General features: G+C 73.9%; 16 protein-coding genes. 5 read left to right on the top strand and 11 right to left on the bottom strand.

The features are described 5' to 3' along the window. Positions 1-27 precede the first annotated feature (27 nt). The 4 genes from MICAU_RS22950 to MICAU_RS22935 all read right to left on the bottom strand — a co-directional run bounded on the left by MICAU_RS22950 (position 28) and on the right by MICAU_RS22935 (position 4,024). The gene (locus MICAU_RS22950) at positions 28-1,038 is read right to left on the bottom strand and encodes an aldo/keto reductase (protein ID WP_013287736.1); all 1,011 of its coding nucleotides are present in this window, start codon (positions 1,036-1,038) and stop codon (positions 28-30) included. 11 nt (positions 1,039-1,049) lie between these two features. Then, entirely contained in the window at positions 1,050-1,997 is a 948-nt protein-coding gene (locus MICAU_RS22945; RefSeq protein ID WP_013287735.1) for an LLM class flavin-dependent oxidoreductase, read from the bottom strand. Positions 1,998-2,080: 83 nt separating this feature from the next. Next, positions 2,081-3,412 carry a low temperature requirement protein A gene (locus MICAU_RS22940; RefSeq protein WP_013287734.1) on the bottom strand — a complete coding sequence of 444 codons (1,332 nt, stop codon included), beginning with the start codon at positions 3,410-3,412 and terminating at the stop codon, positions 2,081-2,083. Between the two features lie 45 nt (positions 3,413-3,457). Beyond that, positions 3,458-4,024 carry a TetR/AcrR family transcriptional regulator gene (locus MICAU_RS22935; RefSeq protein ID WP_013287733.1) on the bottom strand — a complete coding sequence of 189 codons (567 nt, stop codon included), beginning with the start codon at positions 4,022-4,024 and terminating at the stop codon, positions 3,458-3,460. A gap of 147 nt (positions 4,025-4,171) precedes the next feature. Here MICAU_RS22935 and MICAU_RS22930 point away from each other — a divergent pair, with 147 nt between their 5' ends. After that, positions 4,172-5,107: an SDR family NAD(P)-dependent oxidoreductase gene (locus MICAU_RS22930; protein WP_013287732.1), complete on the top strand. Its 936-nt coding sequence runs from the start codon at positions 4,172-4,174 to the stop codon at positions 5,105-5,107. 62 nt (positions 5,108-5,169) lie between these two features. On the opposite strand, the gene sucB is transcribed toward MICAU_RS22930, so the two are convergent. Then, on the bottom strand, positions 5,170-7,032 hold the full coding sequence (sucB, locus tag MICAU_RS22925) for a 2-oxoglutarate dehydrogenase, E2 component, dihydrolipoamide succinyltransferase (protein WP_013287731.1): 1,863 nt from the start codon (positions 7,030-7,032) through the stop codon (positions 5,170-5,172). A 66-nt stretch (positions 7,033-7,098) separates the two neighbouring features. After that, positions 7,099-8,490 carry a dihydrolipoyl dehydrogenase gene (gene lpdA / locus MICAU_RS22920; protein WP_013287730.1) on the bottom strand — a complete coding sequence of 464 codons (1,392 nt, stop codon included), beginning with the start codon at positions 8,488-8,490 and terminating at the stop codon, positions 7,099-7,101. A gap of 179 nt (positions 8,491-8,669) precedes the next feature. Here lpdA and MICAU_RS22915 point away from each other — a divergent pair, with 179 nt between their 5' ends. Then, positions 8,670-8,999, top strand: a complete 330-nt coding sequence (locus tag MICAU_RS22915) for a hypothetical protein (protein WP_013287729.1) — start codon at positions 8,670-8,672, stop codon at positions 8,997-8,999. Positions 9,000-9,073: 74 nt separating this feature from the next. Here MICAU_RS22915 and MICAU_RS22910 read toward each other — a convergent pair whose 3' ends face one another. Continuing rightward, positions 9,074-10,642, bottom strand: coding sequence for a leucyl aminopeptidase (locus MICAU_RS22910; RefSeq protein ID WP_013287728.1), 1,569 nt, complete (start codon positions 10,640-10,642; stop codon positions 9,074-9,076). Positions 10,643-10,808: 166 nt separating this feature from the next. Between MICAU_RS22910 and gcvT the strand changes: the two genes are divergently transcribed. Beyond that, positions 10,809-11,933 carry a glycine cleavage system aminomethyltransferase GcvT gene (gene gcvT, locus MICAU_RS22905; protein WP_041799083.1) on the top strand — a complete coding sequence of 375 codons (1,125 nt, stop codon included), beginning with the start codon at positions 10,809-10,811 and terminating at the stop codon, positions 11,931-11,933. A gap of 10 nt (positions 11,934-11,943) precedes the next feature. Here gcvT and MICAU_RS22900 read toward each other — a convergent pair whose 3' ends face one another. From MICAU_RS22900 to MICAU_RS22890, 3 genes are all read right to left on the bottom strand, one after another. Then, entirely contained in the window at positions 11,944-13,233 is a 1,290-nt protein-coding gene (locus tag MICAU_RS22900) for a DUF2314 domain-containing protein (protein WP_013287726.1), read from the bottom strand. A 63-nt stretch (positions 13,234-13,296) separates the two neighbouring features. Continuing rightward, entirely contained in the window at positions 13,297-14,070 is a 774-nt protein-coding gene (cobS, locus tag MICAU_RS22895) for an adenosylcobinamide-GDP ribazoletransferase (protein ID WP_013287725.1), read from the bottom strand. Further along, complete coding sequence (locus tag MICAU_RS22890; RefSeq protein ID WP_013287724.1) at positions 14,060-16,108, bottom strand: bifunctional adenosylcobinamide kinase/adenosylcobinamide-phosphate guanylyltransferase; 2,049 nt, start codon at positions 16,106-16,108, stop codon at positions 14,060-14,062. The genes cobS and MICAU_RS22890 overlap by 11 nt, the downstream gene beginning before the upstream one ends. A gap of 269 nt (positions 16,109-16,377) precedes the next feature. Here MICAU_RS22890 and MICAU_RS22885 point away from each other — a divergent pair, with 269 nt between their 5' ends. Both MICAU_RS22885 and MICAU_RS22880 read left to right on the top strand, forming a co-directional pair. Beyond that, positions 16,378-16,578, top strand: coding sequence for a hypothetical protein (locus tag MICAU_RS22885; protein ID WP_013287723.1), 201 nt, complete (start codon positions 16,378-16,380; stop codon positions 16,576-16,578). Further along, entirely contained in the window at positions 16,575-17,369 is a 795-nt protein-coding gene (locus tag MICAU_RS22880) for a site-2 protease family protein (RefSeq protein WP_013287722.1), read from the top strand. The genes MICAU_RS22885 and MICAU_RS22880 overlap by 4 nt, the downstream gene beginning before the upstream one ends. Before the next feature lie 52 nt (positions 17,370-17,421). On the opposite strand, the gene MICAU_RS22875 is transcribed toward MICAU_RS22880, so the two are convergent. Beyond that, positions 17,422-18,420, bottom strand: a complete 999-nt coding sequence (locus MICAU_RS22875; protein WP_013287721.1) for an aldo/keto reductase family protein — start codon at positions 18,418-18,420, stop codon at positions 17,422-17,424. Between the last annotated feature and the right edge of the window lie 35 nt (positions 18,421-18,455).

The raw sequence follows: 18,455 nt of genomic DNA, 5'->3' as shown, positions 1-18,455 counted from the left end.
CTCAGCCGGCCGGCCCGGCCTGGCTGGTCAGGCGTCGGCCTTGGCGGTGCGCAGGTCGGCGAGCAGGCGCTCCACCTCGGCGAACGCGTCCTGCGGCAGCGGCCCGTACGCCAGCGCGCCGAGATTCTCCTCGGCCTGCCCGACGGTCCGGCAGCCGGGGATCGGCAGGGTGTGCGGGCTGCGGGCGAGCAGCCAGCCCAGCGCGCCCTGGGCGAGCGTGCGGCCGTCGGCGGTCAGCGCCTCACGGACCCGGGCCACCCGCTCGGCCCACTCGGCGCGCGGTACGCCGCCGGTGAACCAGTCCAGCCACTCCGGGGCCACGCCGCGCACGTCGTCGTCGCCCCGGGCGGTGGGAGCATCCTGGTACTTCGCCGTGAGCAGGCCCATCGCCAGCGGCCCCCGGTTCAGAGCGGCCAGGTCGAACTCAGCGCAGACCGCGAGCATGGCGGCGTTGTCCCGCAGCACCGACTGGTCGTGCTGGATCGCCGCGCAGTGCGGTCCGGCCTCGGCGAAGGCGCGCGCCGAGGCGGGGTCGTCGGTGCTCCAGCCGTACGCCCGGATCTTTCCCTCGGCGACCAGGTCCTCCAGGGTGCCGACGAGGTCCAGCGCCCGCGGCACCGGCAGGCCGCCCAGGTGGAGCTGGTAGAGGTCGACGTGGTCGGTGCCGAGCCGGCGCAGCGAACCCTCCAGGCTGCGCCGTGCGTACTCAGGGCTGGCGTCCTCGCCGAGCGCCTGGCGGGTCGCCTCGTCGGTGGGATAGCCGAACTTGGTGGCGATGACCGCGCGGTCCCGGCGGCCGGCGAGCGCGCGCCCGAGCACCCGCTCGCTGTGCCCCGCGCCGTAGTTGCTGGAGGTGTCGAACAGCGTCGCGCCCAGGTCGAGCGCCCGGTGGACGGTACGCACCGACTCGTCGTCGTCCACCTCGCCCCAGCCGAGCGGTTGGGTGCCGTCCCAGAGCGGGCCGCCGATCGCCCAGCAGCCCATACCGATCGCGCTGACCTCGATGCCGCTGCGGCCCAGCCGTCGTGTCGTCGTCATGCGCCCAGTGTTCACTTTCGAGTGTGCTCGAAGTCCAGCTCTTTTCCCGCCAGCCGGGGCAGGAGCGGGGCGAGCGCGTCGACGGCCCCGGCGCGTACCACGAAGCGGGTGACGCCCCAGCGGCGCCGGTGCCCGGCCACGGCCGAGACGATCTCGTCGGGCGTCCCGGCCAGCACGAACGGGGTGGCCAGCACCTCCGCCGGGGTGAGCCCGGTCTCGGCGGCCGTCCCGGCGGCGGCCGCCTCCGCGTCGTCGGTGACGGCGACGTGCTGGACCAGCGCCTCCAGGACCGGCGGCGTCTCCCGGCCGGCCGCTCCGGCCGCCACGTGCGCGAGCTGCGCCTCGATCTGGTCGGCCCGCCACCGGACGGTGTGCTGGTGGCCGTCGGGCAGCGTACGGCCGAAGCCGGCCAGGCCGACCACGTCGGCGTGCCTTCCGGCCCAGCGCAGCAGCGTCGAGTTGGAAGCGCCGACGGTCAGCGGGATCCGGTCCTGGACCGGGCGGGGCCGGTCGAGCCGTGCCGCGTACGTCGTCAGGTCCCCGGTGTCCACGGTGACCTCGTCGCCGGCCAGCAGCGCCCGGACCGCCTCGGCCACCTCGACGCAGCGGCGTACCCGGCCGGCGACGTCCGGTCGCTCGCGCCCGACGGCCCGCCACTCGGCCGGCGTGTGGCCGGCGCCGACGCCGAACCGGGCCCGTCCGCCGGAGACCACGTCCAGGGTGGCCACGTCGGCGGCGAGCAGGATCGGCTCGCGGACGCCGGCGTTCGCGACGTACGAGCCGAGGCCCAGCCTGCTGGTCACGGCCGCCGCGGCGGCCAGCGCGACGAACGGCGACGCGCAGGAGCCGGGGTGGTCGGCCGCGAACAGCGCGTCGAAGCCGGCCGCCTCGACGGTACGGGCCAGCTCGGTCCAGCTCGCCGCGTCGGTGGGCTGCGCCTGTACGGAGAAGGTCGCCATCGCCTCAGCATCGGCGCACGCCGCCCCGCCGGCCACCCCGCACGCGCCGATTCTGCCGACGGCCGAACGTCACACGGCGGGGTTCATCCCGCGTCGCGGTCCTCGGGTTGCTCGTGCCACCGGGCCCGCCAGGCCGCCTCGTGCGCCTCGTGGCTGGCGCGCTCCTCGAAGACCAGCTTGCGCAGCGCCTGCCGGCCCTCGGCGAAGACGATCACCTCGACGGCCACCATGCCCACTGTGAGGGCGGTCAGGATGCCCAGCGCGGCCAGCCCCGGCACCCGCTCCGCGACCGGGATGGCCACGCCGAGCAGCAGCACCGTCCCGACCCGGGTCCAGCTCACCGTGCGCAGGGTACGCAGCTGGAACAGCATGTTGCCGCACAGGTAGCAGATCACGCCGCCGTACAGCAGCGGCACGCCCGGACCGTGTGCCGGCTCGCTCGGCGGCACGTTCGGGTCGGCGATCCCGTGCACGATCGTCTCGGCGCCGAGCGCGAACAGGATGATGCCCGCGATCATCGGCAGGAACAGGTACGCGTACGCGTCCCGGGCCATCGCCACCCGGGGACCGTCCTGCGCGACGTGCAGGGCGATCCGGGCGGCCGGCCCGACCATGTCGTAGTGCGCCCACCAGAGCGCGGCGGTGAAGAAGATGCCGAGCACCGCCGCCGCCACGGCCGGCCAGGTGGGCGGCTGGCCGAGCAGGTTGCTGCCCACGCCGACGGAGATGACCGACTCGCCGAGCGCGATGATCAGGATGAGGTCGTATCGCTCGGTCCAGTGTTCGGCGGACGCGACGCCCCAGCCCCACGTGCCGGCGAGGATGCCGGTGCCGTACTGGAGCAGGATGACGCCGGCCCACAGCACGTCCCGCAGCACCGCCGCCGAGAACAGGTCGTCGATCCTCGGCGGCAGCAGCGCGGCGACCAGCAGCAGCGCGGTGCTGCCGACCACCTCGGGGGCGAACCGGATCAGTTGCCGGCGCTCGTTCGGGCTGTCCCGGACAGCGTGCCGGTAGAGCAGCAGGTGCACCAGCCGCAGGACGGTGTAGCTGAGCGCCGCGACCATCGGCCCGGCTTCGTTGCCGCGCGGGTCGCGGAACGCGTGCGGCAGCGACAGCGCGAACGTGAACAGCGCGGCCATGCCGACTGTCATGAGCACCGGGACGAAGCCCTCGCCGAGGCGTACCCGGGTGGCGACGACGCTGTGCACCACCCACGACCACCAGAGCACGGCGAGGACCAGCAGCGCGTGCAGCAGCGCCCCGCCGGTCACCTCGAGCGCGGTGGCCCGGGTGATGATGAAGAACGAGAAGACGAAGACCAGGTCGAAGAAGATCTCGAACCGGTCGACCCGGGCGCCCGGGGCCACCGGCACGGCCGGCCCCAGGCGTCCCCGCCACCCGTACGAGCCCACCGGCCGAGTCTGTCAGCGCCGGTCCGGGCCGCGGGCCGATTCCGGTCAGCCCGGCCGGTAGCGCAACCCGTCCATCAGCAGGTCGAGCAGGCGTCCGGCCTGGGCACGCTGGTCCGGCTCGCCCGCCACCAGGGAGACCCCGCTGAGGCTGGCGAGCACGTCGGCGGCGGCCACATCGGCGCGTACGACGCCCGCTGCGGCGCCCGCCGCGAGCAGCGCCCCGAGCGCGGCGAGCAGCAGGTCGCGGCTCTGCGCGTACGGGTTGGCGCCGGAGGCGATCACCAGCCGCAGCGCGTCGGCCATGCCCCGCTTGGTGGCGAGGTAGTCGACGAACCGGTCCATCCAGGCGCGTAGCGCCGCGTCGGCGGGCTGGGCCGCGAGCAGCGCCGGGGCAGCGTCGCAGAGCTTCTCCAGCTCGTTGCGGTACGCCGCCTCGATCAGTGCCTCCCGGCTCGGGAAGTGGCGGTAGAGCGTGCCGATGCCGACGCCGGCGTCCTTGGCGACCCGGTCCAGCGTTACCTCCGGGCCGTCCTGGGAAAACGCCTGGACCGCGGCGTCCAGCAGCCGCTGCCGGTTGCGCAGCGCGTCCGCGCGCAGCTGTCGGTCGGGCACGGGCACTCCTCCCTCGACCGGGTCGCCGGCCCGGCACGATGGTAACCGGAGCCCCCTCCGATTATGCTGGCGGAGTAACGGAGGATCCTCCGCTTCTCATCGTAGCGGGCGGACATCGGTCCGCGTCGCCGTCGACAAGGATGGACCATGACCAGCTCGACACCAGTCACCACCCCGTTCTCCGCCGAGACAACAGCCTTGGAGGTGGTCCGCGACCTGGACCTGACCGACCGGCGGGCCGTCGTCACCGGCGGCGCCTCCGGGATCGGCGTGGAGACCGCCCGCGCGCTCGCCGCCGCCGGAGCCGACGTCACACTCGCCGTCCGCAACACCGAGGCCGGACAGCGCGCCGCCGACGACATCATCGGCACCACCGGCAACGACCGGATCCTGGTCGCCCCGCTCGACCTCGCCGACCTCGCCTCGGTGGCCGCGTTCGTCCGCACCTGGGACGGGCCACTGCACATGCTCGTCGACAACGCCGGGATCATGGCCTCGCCCGAGATGCGCACCGAGCAAGGCTGGGAGATGCAGTTCGCGACCAACCACCTCGGGCACTTCGCGCTCGCCACCGGGCTGCGCCCGGCGCTCGCCGCGGCCGACGGCGCGCGGATCGTCTCGGTCAGCTCGGCGGCGCACCTGCGCTCGCCGGTGGTGTTCTCCGACATCCACTTCCGGCAGCGGCCGTACGACCCGTGGCTGGCGTACGGGCAGTCCAAGACCGCGAACGTGCTGTTCGCGGTGGAGGCGACCCGCCGCTGGGCCGACGACGGTATCTACACCAACGCGCTGATGCCGGGCGCGATCCGGACCAACCTCCAGCGCTACATCAGCGAGGAGGAGCTGGCGCGGATGCGCAGCGGCAACGCGGCCGCCTTCAAGACCCCGGAGCAGGGCGCGGCGACCTCGGTGCTGGTTGCCACCTCGCCGCTGCTCGACGGCGTCGGCGGCCGGTACTTCGAGGACTGCCAGGAGGCCGGGCCGAACCAGCCGGGCACCCGCACCGGCTGGGCCGAGTACGCCCGGGACCCGGAGGCCGCCGAGCAGCTCTGGACCGTCTCCGAGGCGCACCTGCGCGGCTGACCCGCGGAAACGAGGAAGGGGGCGCGCGGCATGTCGCCGCGCGCCCCCTCGCCGTCTCGGATCTACAGACCCAGCTCGGCCTCGAAGTTGCCGCCCTCCAGCCGCTCCTTCACCGCGGTGAGGAAGCGGGCCGCGTCGGCGCCGTCGATCAGCCGGTGGTCGTACGACAGAGCCAGGTAGACCATCGAGCGGATCGCCACGACCTCGCCCAGCTCCGCGTCGTTCACCACGACCGGGCGCTTCACCACGGCACCCGTGCCGAGCATCGCCGACTGCGGCGACGGCACGATCGGGGTGTCGAACAGCGCGCCCCGGCTGCCGGTGTTGGTGAGCGTGAACGTCGCCCCGGCCATCTCGTCCGGGGTGATCTTGTTGGCCCGGGTGCGCTCGGCCAGGTCGGCGATCCGCTTGGCCAGGCCACCCATGTTCAGGTCACCGGCGTTGTGGATGACCGGCGTGAGCAGCCCGCGCTCGGTGTCCACCGCGATGCCCAGGTGCTCGGCGCCCGGGTAGGTGATCGTCCCGCCGTCCAGGTCCATGCTGGCCTGGATGATCGGGTACGTCTGGAGCGCCTCGATCGCGGCCACCGCGAAGAACGGCAGGAAGGACAGCTTCACGCCGTGCTTGGCCTGGAACGAGTCCTTGGCCCGCGCCCGCAGCTTGGCGACCTTGGTGACGTCGACCTCGACGACGGTGGTCAGCTGCGCCGTCTCGTGCAGCGACTGCTGGAGACGCTTGGCGATGATTGAACGGATCCGCGGCAGCTTCTCCGTGGTGCCCCGCTTGGCGCTCGGCTCCGGCTTGGCGGCCGGCTTGGCCGGGGCGGGTGCGGACGGGGCAGCGGCGGCGGCCGGCGCGGGCTTGGCGGCCTTCGCCTTCTCGGCCGCCTCCAGCACGTCCTGCTTGCGGATGCGGCCACCCACGCCGGTGCCCTTGATCGAGCCCAGGTCCACGCCGTGCTCGGCGGCGAGCTTGCGCACCAGCGGCGTCACGTACCCGGCGGCGTCCTCGCCGTACTCGGACGGAACGCTCGGGCGCTGCGCGGCGGCCGGCGCGGCCGGCTGGGCCGCCTGCTCGGCCGGCTGGGCCGCCTGCTCGGCCTTGGCCGGCTGCGCGGCCTGCTCCGCCTCGGCGGCCGGCTCGTTGTAGGACGCGCCCGGCGTGGGCTCCTCGACCTTCGGCTCCGGCTTCGGTTCGGGCTTCGCCTCGGCCTTGGGCTCCGGCTTGGGCTCGGGCTTCGGCTCCGCCTTCGCGGGCGCGGCGCCGGCAACCCCGACGATCGCCAGCACGGCGCCGACGTCGGCGGTCTCGTCCTCGGCGACCTTGATCTCCTGCAGCGTGCCGGCGACCGGCGACGGGATCTCGGTGTCGACCTTGTCGGTGGAGACCTCCAGCAGCGGCTCGTCCACCTCGACGGTCTCGCCGACCTGCTTGAGCCAGCGGGTGACAGTACCCTCGGTGACGCTCTCGCCCAGGGCCGGCATGGTCACCGGCGTGCCCTCGCCCGACGGCGCGGCGGGCTCGGCCGGCTCCTCGACGGCCGGCTGCTCGGCCTCGGCGCCCGGCTCGGCGGCGGCCTCCTCGGCCTCCTGGGCCTGCTCCGGCTCGGGGCCGGTGCCCTCGGCGGCGGCCGTCGGCTCGGTGGCCGGCTCGGCCTTCTCCGTGGGAGCCGCGCCCGCGTCCTCGCCCTCGCCGGCGATGACCGCCAGCTCGCTGCCGACCTCGGCGGTCTCGTCCTCGCCGACCACGATCCGGCTCAGCACGCCCGCCGCGGGGGACGGGATCTCGGTGTCGACCTTGTCGGTCGACACCTCGAGCAGGGGCTCGTCGACCTCGACGGTGTCACCCTCCTGCTTGAGCCAGCGCGTGACGGTGCCCTCGGTGACGCTCTCGCCGAGCCGGGGCATGGTGACCGATACCGGCATGTTCTCCAGACTCCTTCATTCCCCTGGTGGGATCATCGCCCGTCGCCGGACGCCGCGGTTGTCGTGTCAGGCGTGCGCGTGCAGCGGCTTGCCGGCCAGGGCCAGGTGCGCCTCGCCCAGAGCCTCGTTCTGCGTCGGGTGGGCGTGCACGAGCTGCGCCACCTCGGCCGGGTACGCCTCCCAGTTGTAGATGAGCTGCGCCTCGCCGATCAGCTCACCGACCCGGGCGCCGACCATGTGCACGCCGACCACCGGGCCGTCGTCCACCCGGACCAGCTTCACGTGGCCGGCGGTCTTGAGGATCTGGCTCTTGCCGTTGCCGCCCAGGTTGTAGTTGTAGGTCTTGATCTTGTCGGCGCCGTACTGCTCCTTGGCCTTCGCCTCGGTCAGGCCGACCGACGCCAGCTCCGGGTCGCAGTAGGTGACGCGCGGGATGCCGGCCTCGTCGATCACGGCCGGGTTCTTCCCGGCGATCTCCTCGGCGACGAAGATGCCCTGCTGGAAGCCGCGGTGCGCGAGCTGCAGGCCGGGCACGATGTCGCCGACCGCGTAGACGTTCGGCACGCTGGTGCGCAGCCGCTCGTCGGTCAGCACGTAGCCGCGGTCCATCTTGACGCCCTGCTCCTCGTAGCCGAGGCCGGCGGTGTTCGGGCCGCGGCCCACAGCGACCAGCAGCAGCTCGGCCTCGACCGTGTCGCCGCCCTGAATGGTCAGCTTCACGCCCTTGTCGGTCTTCTCGACCTTCTCGAACGGCTTGCCGACCTTGAAGTTGATCTTCCGCTTGCGGAACGCCCGCTCCAGCGCCTTCGACGACTCCTCGTCCTCGGCGGCGACCAGGCGGGGCAGCGCCTCGACGATGGTCACGTCCACGCCGAAGGACTTCCAGACGCTGGCGAACTCGACGCCGATCACGCCGCCGCCGAGCACGATCGCCGACGACGGGATCCGGTCCAGCGTCAGCGCGTGGTCGCTGGTGATGATCCGCTCGCCGTCGACGTCCAGGCCGGGCAGGCTCTTGGCGTACGAGCCGGAGGCCAGCACGATGTTGCGGCCGGTGTAGCGCTTGCCGTCGACCTCGACGACGTTCTTGCCGACCAGCTTGCCGGCGCCCGCCACGAAGGTGATCTTCTTGTTGCCGCCCACCAGGCCCTGGAGGCCCTTGTACAGGCGGGAGATCACGCCGTCCTTGTACGAGTTGACGGCCTTCATGTCGATGCCGACCAGCTCGGCCTTCACGCCGAACTGCTCGGACTCGCGGGTCTGGTCGGCGATCTCGGCGGCGTGCAGCAGCGCCTTGGTCGGGATGCACCCGTTGTGCAGGCAGGTCCCGCCCAGCTTGCTCTTCTCGATGAGGGCGACGGAGAGGTCCAGCTGGGCGGCACGCAGCGCCGCCGCGTAGCCGCCGCTACCACCTCCGAGGATGACGATGTCGAAGGTCGTGTCGTTCGGCTCGCTCACATCCAACTCCCAGGTCGCGTCACTGCATCGGGGGTTACGGCGGAGTAACAGGCACACCCCACCTCGGTCATCTTGTCACCACCACGGACCGAGCGCGTACCGAGGTGCCCAACGACACGTCGGTGACACGTACCCTTGGCACCGTCTTCGATGACGGCGCTGGGGGAGGAGTGGATTCGGTGGGGCTGTTCCGACGACGTAAGCGGGCGGCCCCGGCGAGCCGCGACCGCGCCGCCGACCGCGCCGATCTGGACCATCTGGAGAACTTCGTCCGGACCCGCAAGGGCGTCGAGGCGTACATCGAGCCCCGTACGACGGTCACCGAGACCACGATCATGCTGATCGCCGACGACGGCGAGTGGACCCGGCGGCGTGTCGGCGGGCCGGACGAGGCCCGTCGCTGGGCGCACCGGATCGCCATCCCGATCTACGACGTGCGGCTGATGGGCTATCCGCAGCGCATGCGCGACTACAACGAGCGCCGCAAGCGCCGCCCCGAGCTGTTCTGAGCTATCTGCGCGCGGGTGTCAAAAAGGGCCCCTTCTACAACGCGAGGCGTTAAGAAGGGGCCCTTCCTTACCCGTCAGCCGTTGGTGGCGACGTCCTCGACCAGGTGCACGAGCGTGCGCACCGGCACGCCGGTGCCGCCCTTGGTCCAGTAACCGGTCGCCTCGCCCGAGTGGTAGCCCGGACCGGCGATGTCGATGTGCGCCCACGCCACGTCGTCGGTCACGAACTCGCGCAGGAACACGCCGCCCTGGAGCATGTGCCCGGCCCGGTCCATCCCGGCGTTGACCTGCGAGATGTCCGCGACGTCCGACTCCATGCCCTTGCGCACGTCGTCGGGCAGCGGCATCGGCCAGGCCGGCTCGCCGGTCGCGTCACCGGCCACCCGCACCCGCTCGCACAGCTCCGGGGTGCCCATCACACCGGCGATCCGCTTGCCCAGCGCGATCACCTGGCCGCCGGTCAGCGTGGAGGTCTCGAACAGGTAGTCCGCGCCGTCCGCGCAGGCCCGCGCCATCGCGTCGGCCAGCACCATCCGGCCCTCGGCGTCGGTGTTGAGCACCTCCACCTTCTTGCCGTTGAACATGCTGATCACGTCACCCGGCCGGTAGCTGGTGCCCGACGGCATGTTCTCCGCCATCGGCAGGTAGCCGGTGACGGTGACCGACGGCTTGAGCGCCGCGACCGCCAGCATGGCCGCGCCGACCGCCGCCGCGCCGGCCATGTCCGACTTCATCTCCCACATGCCCTGCGCCGGCTTGATCGAGATGCCGCCGGTGTCGAACGTGATGCCCTTGCCGACGAGCGCGACCCGCTTGCCGTTGCTGCCGCCGGCGGGCGTGTAGGTGAGCTTCACCAGCCGCGGCGGGGCCTCGGAGCCCTGACCGACGGCGAGGATGCCGCCGTAGCCGCCGGCCGCCAGCGCCGCCTCGTCCAGCACCTCGACCTCCAGCCCCGCCTCGCGGGCGGCGGCGGAGACGACGTCGGCGAACGCCGGGGGACGCAGCTCGTTCGGGGCGGTGTTGATCCAGTCCCGGCTGGTCCGCACCGCACCGGCCACCGCCTGTGCCCGCGCGATCTCGGCCTGGGCGGTCGCGTCGGCCGCGTCCGGCACCGCCACCAGCACCTCGGCCACCGGCTCGCGCCGGGCCGGCTGCGGCTTGGTCTTGTAGCCGGCGAACCGGTAGCCGCCCAGCAGCGCGCCCTCGGCGACCGCGCGCAGCGCGGCCGGGGCGTCGGCGTCGTCGGGCAGCGGCAGGGCCAGGGCGACGCGCGGGGCACCGGCCAGCGCCCGCACCGCGGCACCGGCGGCCCGGCGCAGCGACTCCGGGGCCGGAGCGGCGCCCGAGGGCTCCGGGCCGAGGCCGACCGCCACGACCAGCGGCGCGGTCACGGTACCCAGCGTGGCCAGCTTGATCACCTCGCCCGGGCCACCGGTCGCGCCGAGCAGGGCCAGCGTCTCGGTCAGCTTTCCGTCGAACGCGGCGGCGATGCTCTCCCCGCCGGTGGCCAGCAGCAGGGCGTGGGCGGGTGCGCCGCTGCCCGGCTCGGTGGTCTGGCTGTGCACGCCGATCACGATCGCGTCGACGGCGAGTTCGGCGGGGTCGGTGTCGACCAGGCTGAGGGTGGTGCGGGGCGATGTCACGAAAGCTACTCCGGGCGGGCCGGGCCGGCCGCGTCGTCGCGTACCGGCGATGAAGGTCTCTCCGGCGGCAACCTACCCGCCGGGAGGCGTGGCTGTCCCGCCGATGCGTGCCGACGGGATCCCGCCGATGCTAACCACAGCGGTCCGGGCCGGTAAGTTGCCACCCATGACCGAGGTGACCTCCGACGCCGCCGAGACCCGGCTGCGCCGATCCCCGCTGCACGAGCGGCACACCGCGCTCGGCGCGAAGTTCGCCCCCTTCGGGGGCTGGCAGATGCCGCTGGAGTACGCCGGTGGCGGCGTGCTCAAGGAGCACACGGCAGTCCGCGAGGGCGTCGGCGTGTTCGACGTCTCGCACCTGGGCAAGATCCGGGTCACCGGGCCGGGCGCGGCGGACTTCGTCAACGCCTGCCTCACCAACGACCTCGGCCGGATCACCCCCGGCCAGGCGCAGTACACGCTCTGCTGCGACGACGCCACCGGCGGCGTGGTGGACGACATCATCGCCTACCTGCACGCCGACGACCACGTCTTCCTGGTGCCCAACGCGGCCAACGCCGCCGAGGTGGCCCGCCGGCTGCGCGCCGCCGCGCCCGAGGGCGTCACAGTCACCGACGAGCACGAGGCGTACGCGGTGCTCGCCGTGCAGGGACCGCGCTCGGCGGAGCTGCTGGGCGTGCTCGGCCTGCCCACCGGGCACGACTACATGAGCTTCTCCACCGCCACGCTCGACGGGGTGGAGCTGACCGTGTGCCGCACCGGCTACACCGGCGAGCTGGGCTACGAGCTGGTCGTGGCGTCCGAGCACGCGGTCGCCGTCTGGGACGCGCTCTTCGCCGCCGCAGACGACGTACGCGCCTGCGGCCTGGCCGCCCGGGACACGCTGCGCACCGAGATGGGCTACCCGCTGCACGGGCAGGACCTGTCCCCGGAGATCACCCCGGTGCAGGGCCGCTCCGGCTGGGCGGTCGGCTGGGACAAGCCGGCGTTCTGGGGCCGCGACGCGCTGCGCGCCGAGAAGGCCGCCGGCCCGGCCCGTACGCTGCGCGGCCTCACCGCCGTCGACCGGGCCATCCCGCGCCCCGGCATGGCCGTGTACGCGGGCGACCGGCAGGTCGGCACCGTCACCAGCGGCACGTTCAGCCCGACGCTCAAGCACGGCGTCGCGCTGGCGCTGGTCGACACCGACCCGAAGCTGGCCGACGGCGACGAGCTGGAGGTGGACATCCGGGGCCGCCGTGCCCGGATGCGCCTGACCAGGCCGCCGTTCGTCAAGCCCTCGGTGCGCTGAGCCGCGCGGGTCAGTCCTCGCCGCGCTCCCCGGCGTCGAGGACTGCCTGCGTCCAGCCGCCCTCCAGCACGCCGGTGCCGTCCAGCACGGCCCAGTCGACCACGTCCGACGCCTCCACCACCACCGGCGAGCCGATCCGCACGCTCGGGTCGGTGTTGGCGTCGCTGGCGCTGGCGCCGACGATCCGTTCCGGGGTGTCCCACGAGGTCACCCCGGCCCAGACGTACTCGGGGCCGTCGTCGCCGGGCAGGCCGTACTTGACCACGAGCTGGCTCTCCTCGGGCAGCCGCCCGGCCAGGAACCGGGCCCGGATGTCGCCCAGCGCCTCCCGGGCGGTCTCCACCGCGCGGCTCATCGCGTCCCCGGTTCGGGTGTAGCGCACGTCCGGCTGGATGCCGTTGAACAGCGTCGCGCAGGCGGCGGCGAAGTAGCGGCCGGGCGGACCCGGATGCCCGGGCGGCGGGTTGAGGCTCAGGAACGAGTCAGCGTCCGGGTCGGTGGCCGGGTCCAGCTCCAGCCGCAGCAGCACCGGCGCGGTCGCGCCGTGCTGCTCCGGATTGCCGTACGCCACGGCGATGTCGTGCCCGGTCACCGTGGCCAGCACCGGAAGCTGCACGAACGCCGGCACCTCCTCGCCTGCCAGCCCGTCGGTCCAGTCCCGCAGCAGCCGCCGGGCCGCGCCGGTCATCACCGCGCCCCACGCCCGGGTCAGGTGGTCCGGTACGCCCTGCGCCTGCAACTCCAGCAGCCCGAACCGGCGCAGTCCCTTGGTGGTGAACCAGAGCCCGTCGGAGTCCGAGGAGTAGGGCACCAGCACCCAGTCGACGAGCCGGATCCGGCCCTGCTCGTCGGGCAGCGAGCGCAGCGCCGCCGCCGGGTCGAGGAACTGGAGCCCGAAGACGTCCACCACGTCCCCGCCGACCGTCTCGGCCACCGCCGCGGCCACGGCGCGGGCGGCCCACTCGTGCGCGGGCGGCCAGCCCGGCCGGTACTCGGCCTGCACCACCACGAGGTGGGTGGCGGCGGCCAGCCGGGCCAGCTGCTCCTCGGTGGCGCCGAACGCGGTGAGCAGGTCCGGCGGCAGCTCGGGGAACTCGTCCACGGTGCGGGTGTCCACGGTCATCAGCGGACTGTCGAGCATCTGCTTGGCCAGCCCGTGCACCGGCTCGGAGAGCCGGCCGGCCAGCCCTTCCACGGCTGTCTTCGGGCTCACCTTGGGCAGCCCGGTGATCGGCACCAGATAGGTCGCGTCGAGCGACTCGGGCACCGGTACCGGCAGGAAGTCGTCCGTGATGAGCATGCCGTCCCCCTCGACCGCGCCGGTGCACTCGCCCCGAACGCTACCCGCCCGGACCGGTGACGCTCAGCCGGTCAGCACCAGTCCCAGGTAGGACAGCGTGGTGACGATCTCCACGAGCGCTCCGAGCACGTCGCCGGTGATGCCGCCGAAGCGGCGTACCAGGTGCCGCAGCAGCCCGGCCGCGACGGCGAGCGCGGCGAGGACGGCGAGCGGTCCCTGCCACGGACGGTCCGCGACGGCGGGCACTGCCGCCAGCGCGACGGCGACCGCGCCGACCGCCGGCGCGCCCCACCCGACAGTGCCGGCGACGAGCGCGCCCAGCCCTTCCGGCCGCGCGGCCGGCACGCCGCGCCGGCAGGCCAGGCCGACGGCGAGCCGCCCGGCCGCGGTCGCGGCGACCACGGCGGCGAACGCGGCGAGCGCGTCCCGGCCGGCCAGCTCCGCGAGCACCGCGCTCTGGAGCAGGAGTACGACCACGAGCGCGACCACCCCGAACGGGCCGACGTCCGGCTGCTTCATGATCTCCAGCGCGGCCGGACCACGCCGGTACGAGCCGAGCGCGTCGACGGTGTCGGCCAGCCCGTCCAGGTGCAGGCCCCGGGTGAGCAGCGCGCCCAGCCCCACTGTGACCACCGCGGCGACGAGCGGTGGCGCGAGCGCGCCGGTGAGCAGCAGCACCCCGCCGAGTACGGCGCCGAGCAGCGCCCCGACCAGCGGCGCGAGCGCCATCGCGATGCCCGCGGCGGCCCGGTCGACCCGTCCGGCGCGTACCGGGAGGGTGGTGAACGTGGTGAGCGCCAGCCGGATGCCGTCGGCGAGCCGCGCCTCAGTCGGCACGTCGGCCGGGGGAGACCGGCTCGTCCGACCCGATCGTGGTCGGTCCCGGCCCGGCCGGCTCCGGCTCGGCGAAGTCCGGTTCGTCGTCGCCGGTCCGGCCGTCGCCGCTGCCGTCGTCGCCGGTGGGCTCGCCGGTGCCGGTGCCGGTGTCGGTGCGGTCGCCGGCGTCGTCGTCGGTGCCGCTGTCGTCGTCGGTGCCGCTGTGGTCGGGGCCGGCCAGCGACGGGTGCACCGGCAGCGTGGCGGCGAGCGTCAACGCGGAGCGCAGCAGCGGCAGCGCGGCCAGCGCGGTCGCCCCCTCACCCAGGTCGAGCCGCAGGTCCACCAGCGGGGTCAGACCGAGCACGTCGGCGGCGAGCCGTACACCCGGACGGCCGCCGTGGTCGGGCAGCAGGCACCAGTGCCGGGCCTGCCCGGCCAGGTCGCGGCTGACCATGGCGGCGGCGGTGCCGACCGGCCCGTCCAGCAGCACCGGCACCTTGCGGGCGGTGGCGCCCAGCAGTACGCCGGTGGCCAGCGCGATGTCGCCACCGCCCAGCTCGGCCAGGACGTCCTTGGCCTCCCGGGCGGAGCGCCGGGTGCGGTGCAGCGCGTCCCGCACCGCCGCGCAGCGGACCATCCAGGCGGTGTCGTCGATCTCGCCCTGCTCGGTGACCACCCGGCCGAGCACCATCGGCGGCTCCGCGCCAGCGGTGGCCGCGAGTACCGCCGCGGCGGCGGCCTCGGCCCCCGCACCGCACGCGGCGAGCACCAGCAGCTGCACCCCCGCGTCGGCGGCCTGCTCGGCGAGCCGCCAGCCGTAGCCCAGCGCCGCCTCGACCTCGTCGGCGGACAGGGCCGGGCCGTCCTCCATCGGCGCCGCGACGGGCGCCTCGACGATCTGCAGGCCGGCCCGGTTCTCGGCGGCGAGCCGGGCCAGCGGGCCCCGGCCGGCCCGCGCCTGCCGGGCGCGACGACCCGACTCACCGGGCGTCGCGCCGGCCGACGCGCCGCCCTCGTGGTCGCCCTGGATCAGCAGGACGCGCACCGAGTCCCACGGACGCGGCGTCGAGGTGCCCTGGGTGGCGGCCGCGAAGCCGACCACCTGTTCCAGCACGCCGAGACCGGCACCGGGGATGTCGAGGGTGGCGAGCCGGTCGACCGCCTGCGGTCCGGTGTAGTCGTCGGGCATCGGCAGTTCCATGCCCGGCTGGATGACCAGGCCGGTGGCGATCATCGGCAGCGCCATGGTGGGGGCGGCCCAGTCGCCCGTACCGGGCTCGTCGGATGTGGCCGGGGTGGGCACCGGGGCGGCGGCCGGGGTGAGCACCTCGGGCAGCGTCACGTCCCCGGCGCCGAGGTCGGCCGGTACGGCCTGGGTCGGCGCGGTCTGGCGCGGCGCGGTCTGGTGCGCTGCGGGCTGGGCCGCCGCGTGATGGGGCGCGGCGGCGCGGCCGGGCTCGGTCTCGGGCGACGTGGCCGCGGGCGGCACGGCGTGCGCGGGGGCCGAAGTGGCCGGCTTCAGCCACGCCGTCTGACCGGCCACCACGAGCGCGACCGCGTCGCAGGCGTCGGCGACCGCGCGGTTGGTCGCGCCGAGCGCGTCGGTGAACGCCCGGCCCAGGGGCGTGGTGGGCACCAGGGACAGGCCCACCTCGGGGCTCACCAGCACCAGCCGGGCCGTGCTGGAGCGCACCGCCGCTGCCAGCTCGGCGATCGTCGCGGTGTCGTCGGCCGGCTGGTGGGCCGGGTCGAGCAGCACCGTCACCCAGCCGCCCAGGTCGTCCACGAGAAGCGTCTCGTTCGGCCCGGCGGCGACGATCACCTCGACCAGCCGGCCCGGATCCGCCGCGGTCTCCTCGGTGCTCCAGCTCCCCGGGCGGCGGGCGCGGTGCGCCGCGAGGCGGGTCGCCCACTCGGTGTCCTCCGGATCCCCGGCCGGGGCGGTGGCCACGTACCGGACCGTGGGCGCGTCGGCGACCACAGACTCGGCGAACTCGGACTTGCCGGAGCGGATACCGCCGAGCACCAGGAGGGTGTGCCACCCGTCAACGGACATGCCCGTACCTTAGTTCGCCCGCCCGCGTTCCGGGCAGCTCGCCCCTCCCCGCCCTCGCCCCGCCCTCTCGCGGCGCTGATCTTGCACTTGTGGCCCCCGGGATGCCGGGAATGACCGCTCTGTCGGGGCGCTAACCGCAAGATCGCGGGTGCGGCCCGGCGGTGGGGGTGGGCATGATCCATGTGGTGGCGGGCCGTCGTCGGCGGGGCCGACTAGGCTTGCGGAGGTTTGGCGTCCCACGGGACGACGGCGGCGAGGGGAGACGCGGCATGGCGTGGAGCTGGCGGTACGAGGGCACGAACGGCGACGCGGCCGACGGGCCGGCCGAGTCGTTCCCGAGCCAGGCGGACGCCGAGTCGTGGATCGGCCAGGCCTGGCGGGAGCTCGCGGCATCCGGCGTCACCACAGTCGTGCTGGTCGAGGACGACCGGGTGGACTACCGGATGAGCCTGCAACCCCCGGCCGAATGACGGGCTACGACCGCCCGGGCGAGCCGCTGATCCTCGGCGTGCCCCGGGCGGCGTTCCGGCCCAGCCCGATCTTCCTGGCCCTGGTGGCACTCTTCGTCGCCTCCGGGGTGATGACGTGGAACCGGTACGGCAACGTCGGCTTCGACGTGTTCCTCTTCGTCGTCTCGGGCTGGCTGGTCTCGCTGTGCCTGCACGAGTACGCGCACGCCGTGGTCGCGTACCGGTCCGGTGACCGAGACATCGCGCACCGCGGCTATCTCACGCTCAACCCGCTGAAGTACACCAGCCCGCTGCTGTCGATCGTGCTGCCGGTGGTCGTGGTGCTGCTCGGCGGCATCGGCCTGCCCGGCGGCGCGGTCTGGGTGGACCGGCACGCGATCCCCGGCCGGCTGCGGCACACGCTGGTCAGCCTGGCCGGTCCGGCCACCAACGTGCTGTTCACGCTGGTGCTGGTCGCGGCGGTGGCATGGGGGCCGGAACTGGGCGGGCCGCTGGAGTTCTGGGCCGGCGTCGGGCTGCTCGCGTTCCTCCAGCTCACCGCCAGCGTGCTCAACCTGCTGCCGGTGCCCGGCCTGGACGGCGGCAACATGCTCCAGCCCTGGCTCAGCCCCGCCTACCGGCGGATGTACGACCTGTTCGCCCCGTACGGCTTCATCCTGCTCTTCGCGCTGCTGTGGAGCCCGCAGATCAACCGGGTGTTCTTCGGCGCGGTCTTCGCCGTCGGCGACACGCTCGGCCTGCCGCGCGAGCTGTACCAGATCGGCTACGCACTGATCCGCTTCTGGGAGTAGCCGGCTCCGTCGTTCCCGGGCCGCTCCGAGCCGGCCCGGGAACGACGCGACGTCACGGGCGCTGAGCCGGGCTCTCGGTCTTCGCCGGATCCCGCTCGGTGACCGGCTCGACGATCTCGTCGATCGCCTTGAGCAGGTCGGCGTCGAGCTTCACGCCCGCCGCCTTCACGTTGTCGTGCACCTGCTCCGGCCGGGACGCGCCGACGATCGCCGAGGAGACGTTCGGGTTCTGGAGCACCCAGGCGACGGCGAGCTGCGGCATGGTCAGCCCGGCCTGCTCGGCCAGCGGCTTGAGCCGCTGCACGCGGGTGAGCACGTCGTCGGTCATGAACCGGGCGATGAACCCGGCGCCGGACTTCTCGTCGGTGGCGCGGGAGCCCGCGGGCGGCGGCTGGCCCGGCAGGTACTTGCCGGACAGCACACCCTGGGCCATCGGCGACCAGACGATCTGGCCGATGCCCAGCTCCTCGCTGGTGGGGATCACCTCGGTCTCGATGACCCGCCACAGCATCGAGTACTGCGGCTGGTTCGAGATCAGCGGGATGCGCAGCTCACGGGCGAGCGCGTGCGCTTCGCGCAGCTGGGACGCCTTCCACTCGGAGACGCCGATGTAGTGCGCCTTGCCGGAGCGTACGACGTCGGCGAAGGCCTCCATCGTCTCCTCCAGCGGAGTGCTGTAGTCGTAGCGGTGGGCCTGGTACAGGTCCACGTGGTCGGTCTGGAGGCGGCGCAGCGAGCCGTCGATCGACTCCATGATGTGCTTGCGGGACAGACCCCTGTCGTTGCGACCGGGGCCGGTCGGCCAGTAGACCTTGGTGAAGATCTCCAGCCCTTCGCGACGCTCGCCCTTGAGCGCGCGGCCGAGCACCGACTCGGCGCGGGTGCCCGCGTACACGTCGGCGGTGTCGAAGGTGGTGATGCCGCTGTCGATCGCGGCGCGGACGCACGCGACCGCCGCGTCCTCCTCGACCTGCGAGCCGTGGGTGATCCAGTTGCCGTACGAGATCTCGCTGACCATCAGGCCGGAGCGGCCCAGGTGACGGAATTCCATGCTCCCGACCCTAGACCCGCCCGGTCGCGGACGCC

The organism is Micromonospora aurantiaca ATCC 27029 (genome assembly GCF_000145235.1).
Lineage (GTDB): Bacteria > Actinomycetota > Actinomycetes > Mycobacteriales > Micromonosporaceae > Micromonospora > Micromonospora aurantiaca.
This window is presented reverse-complemented; position numbering and strand designations above follow the sequence as displayed.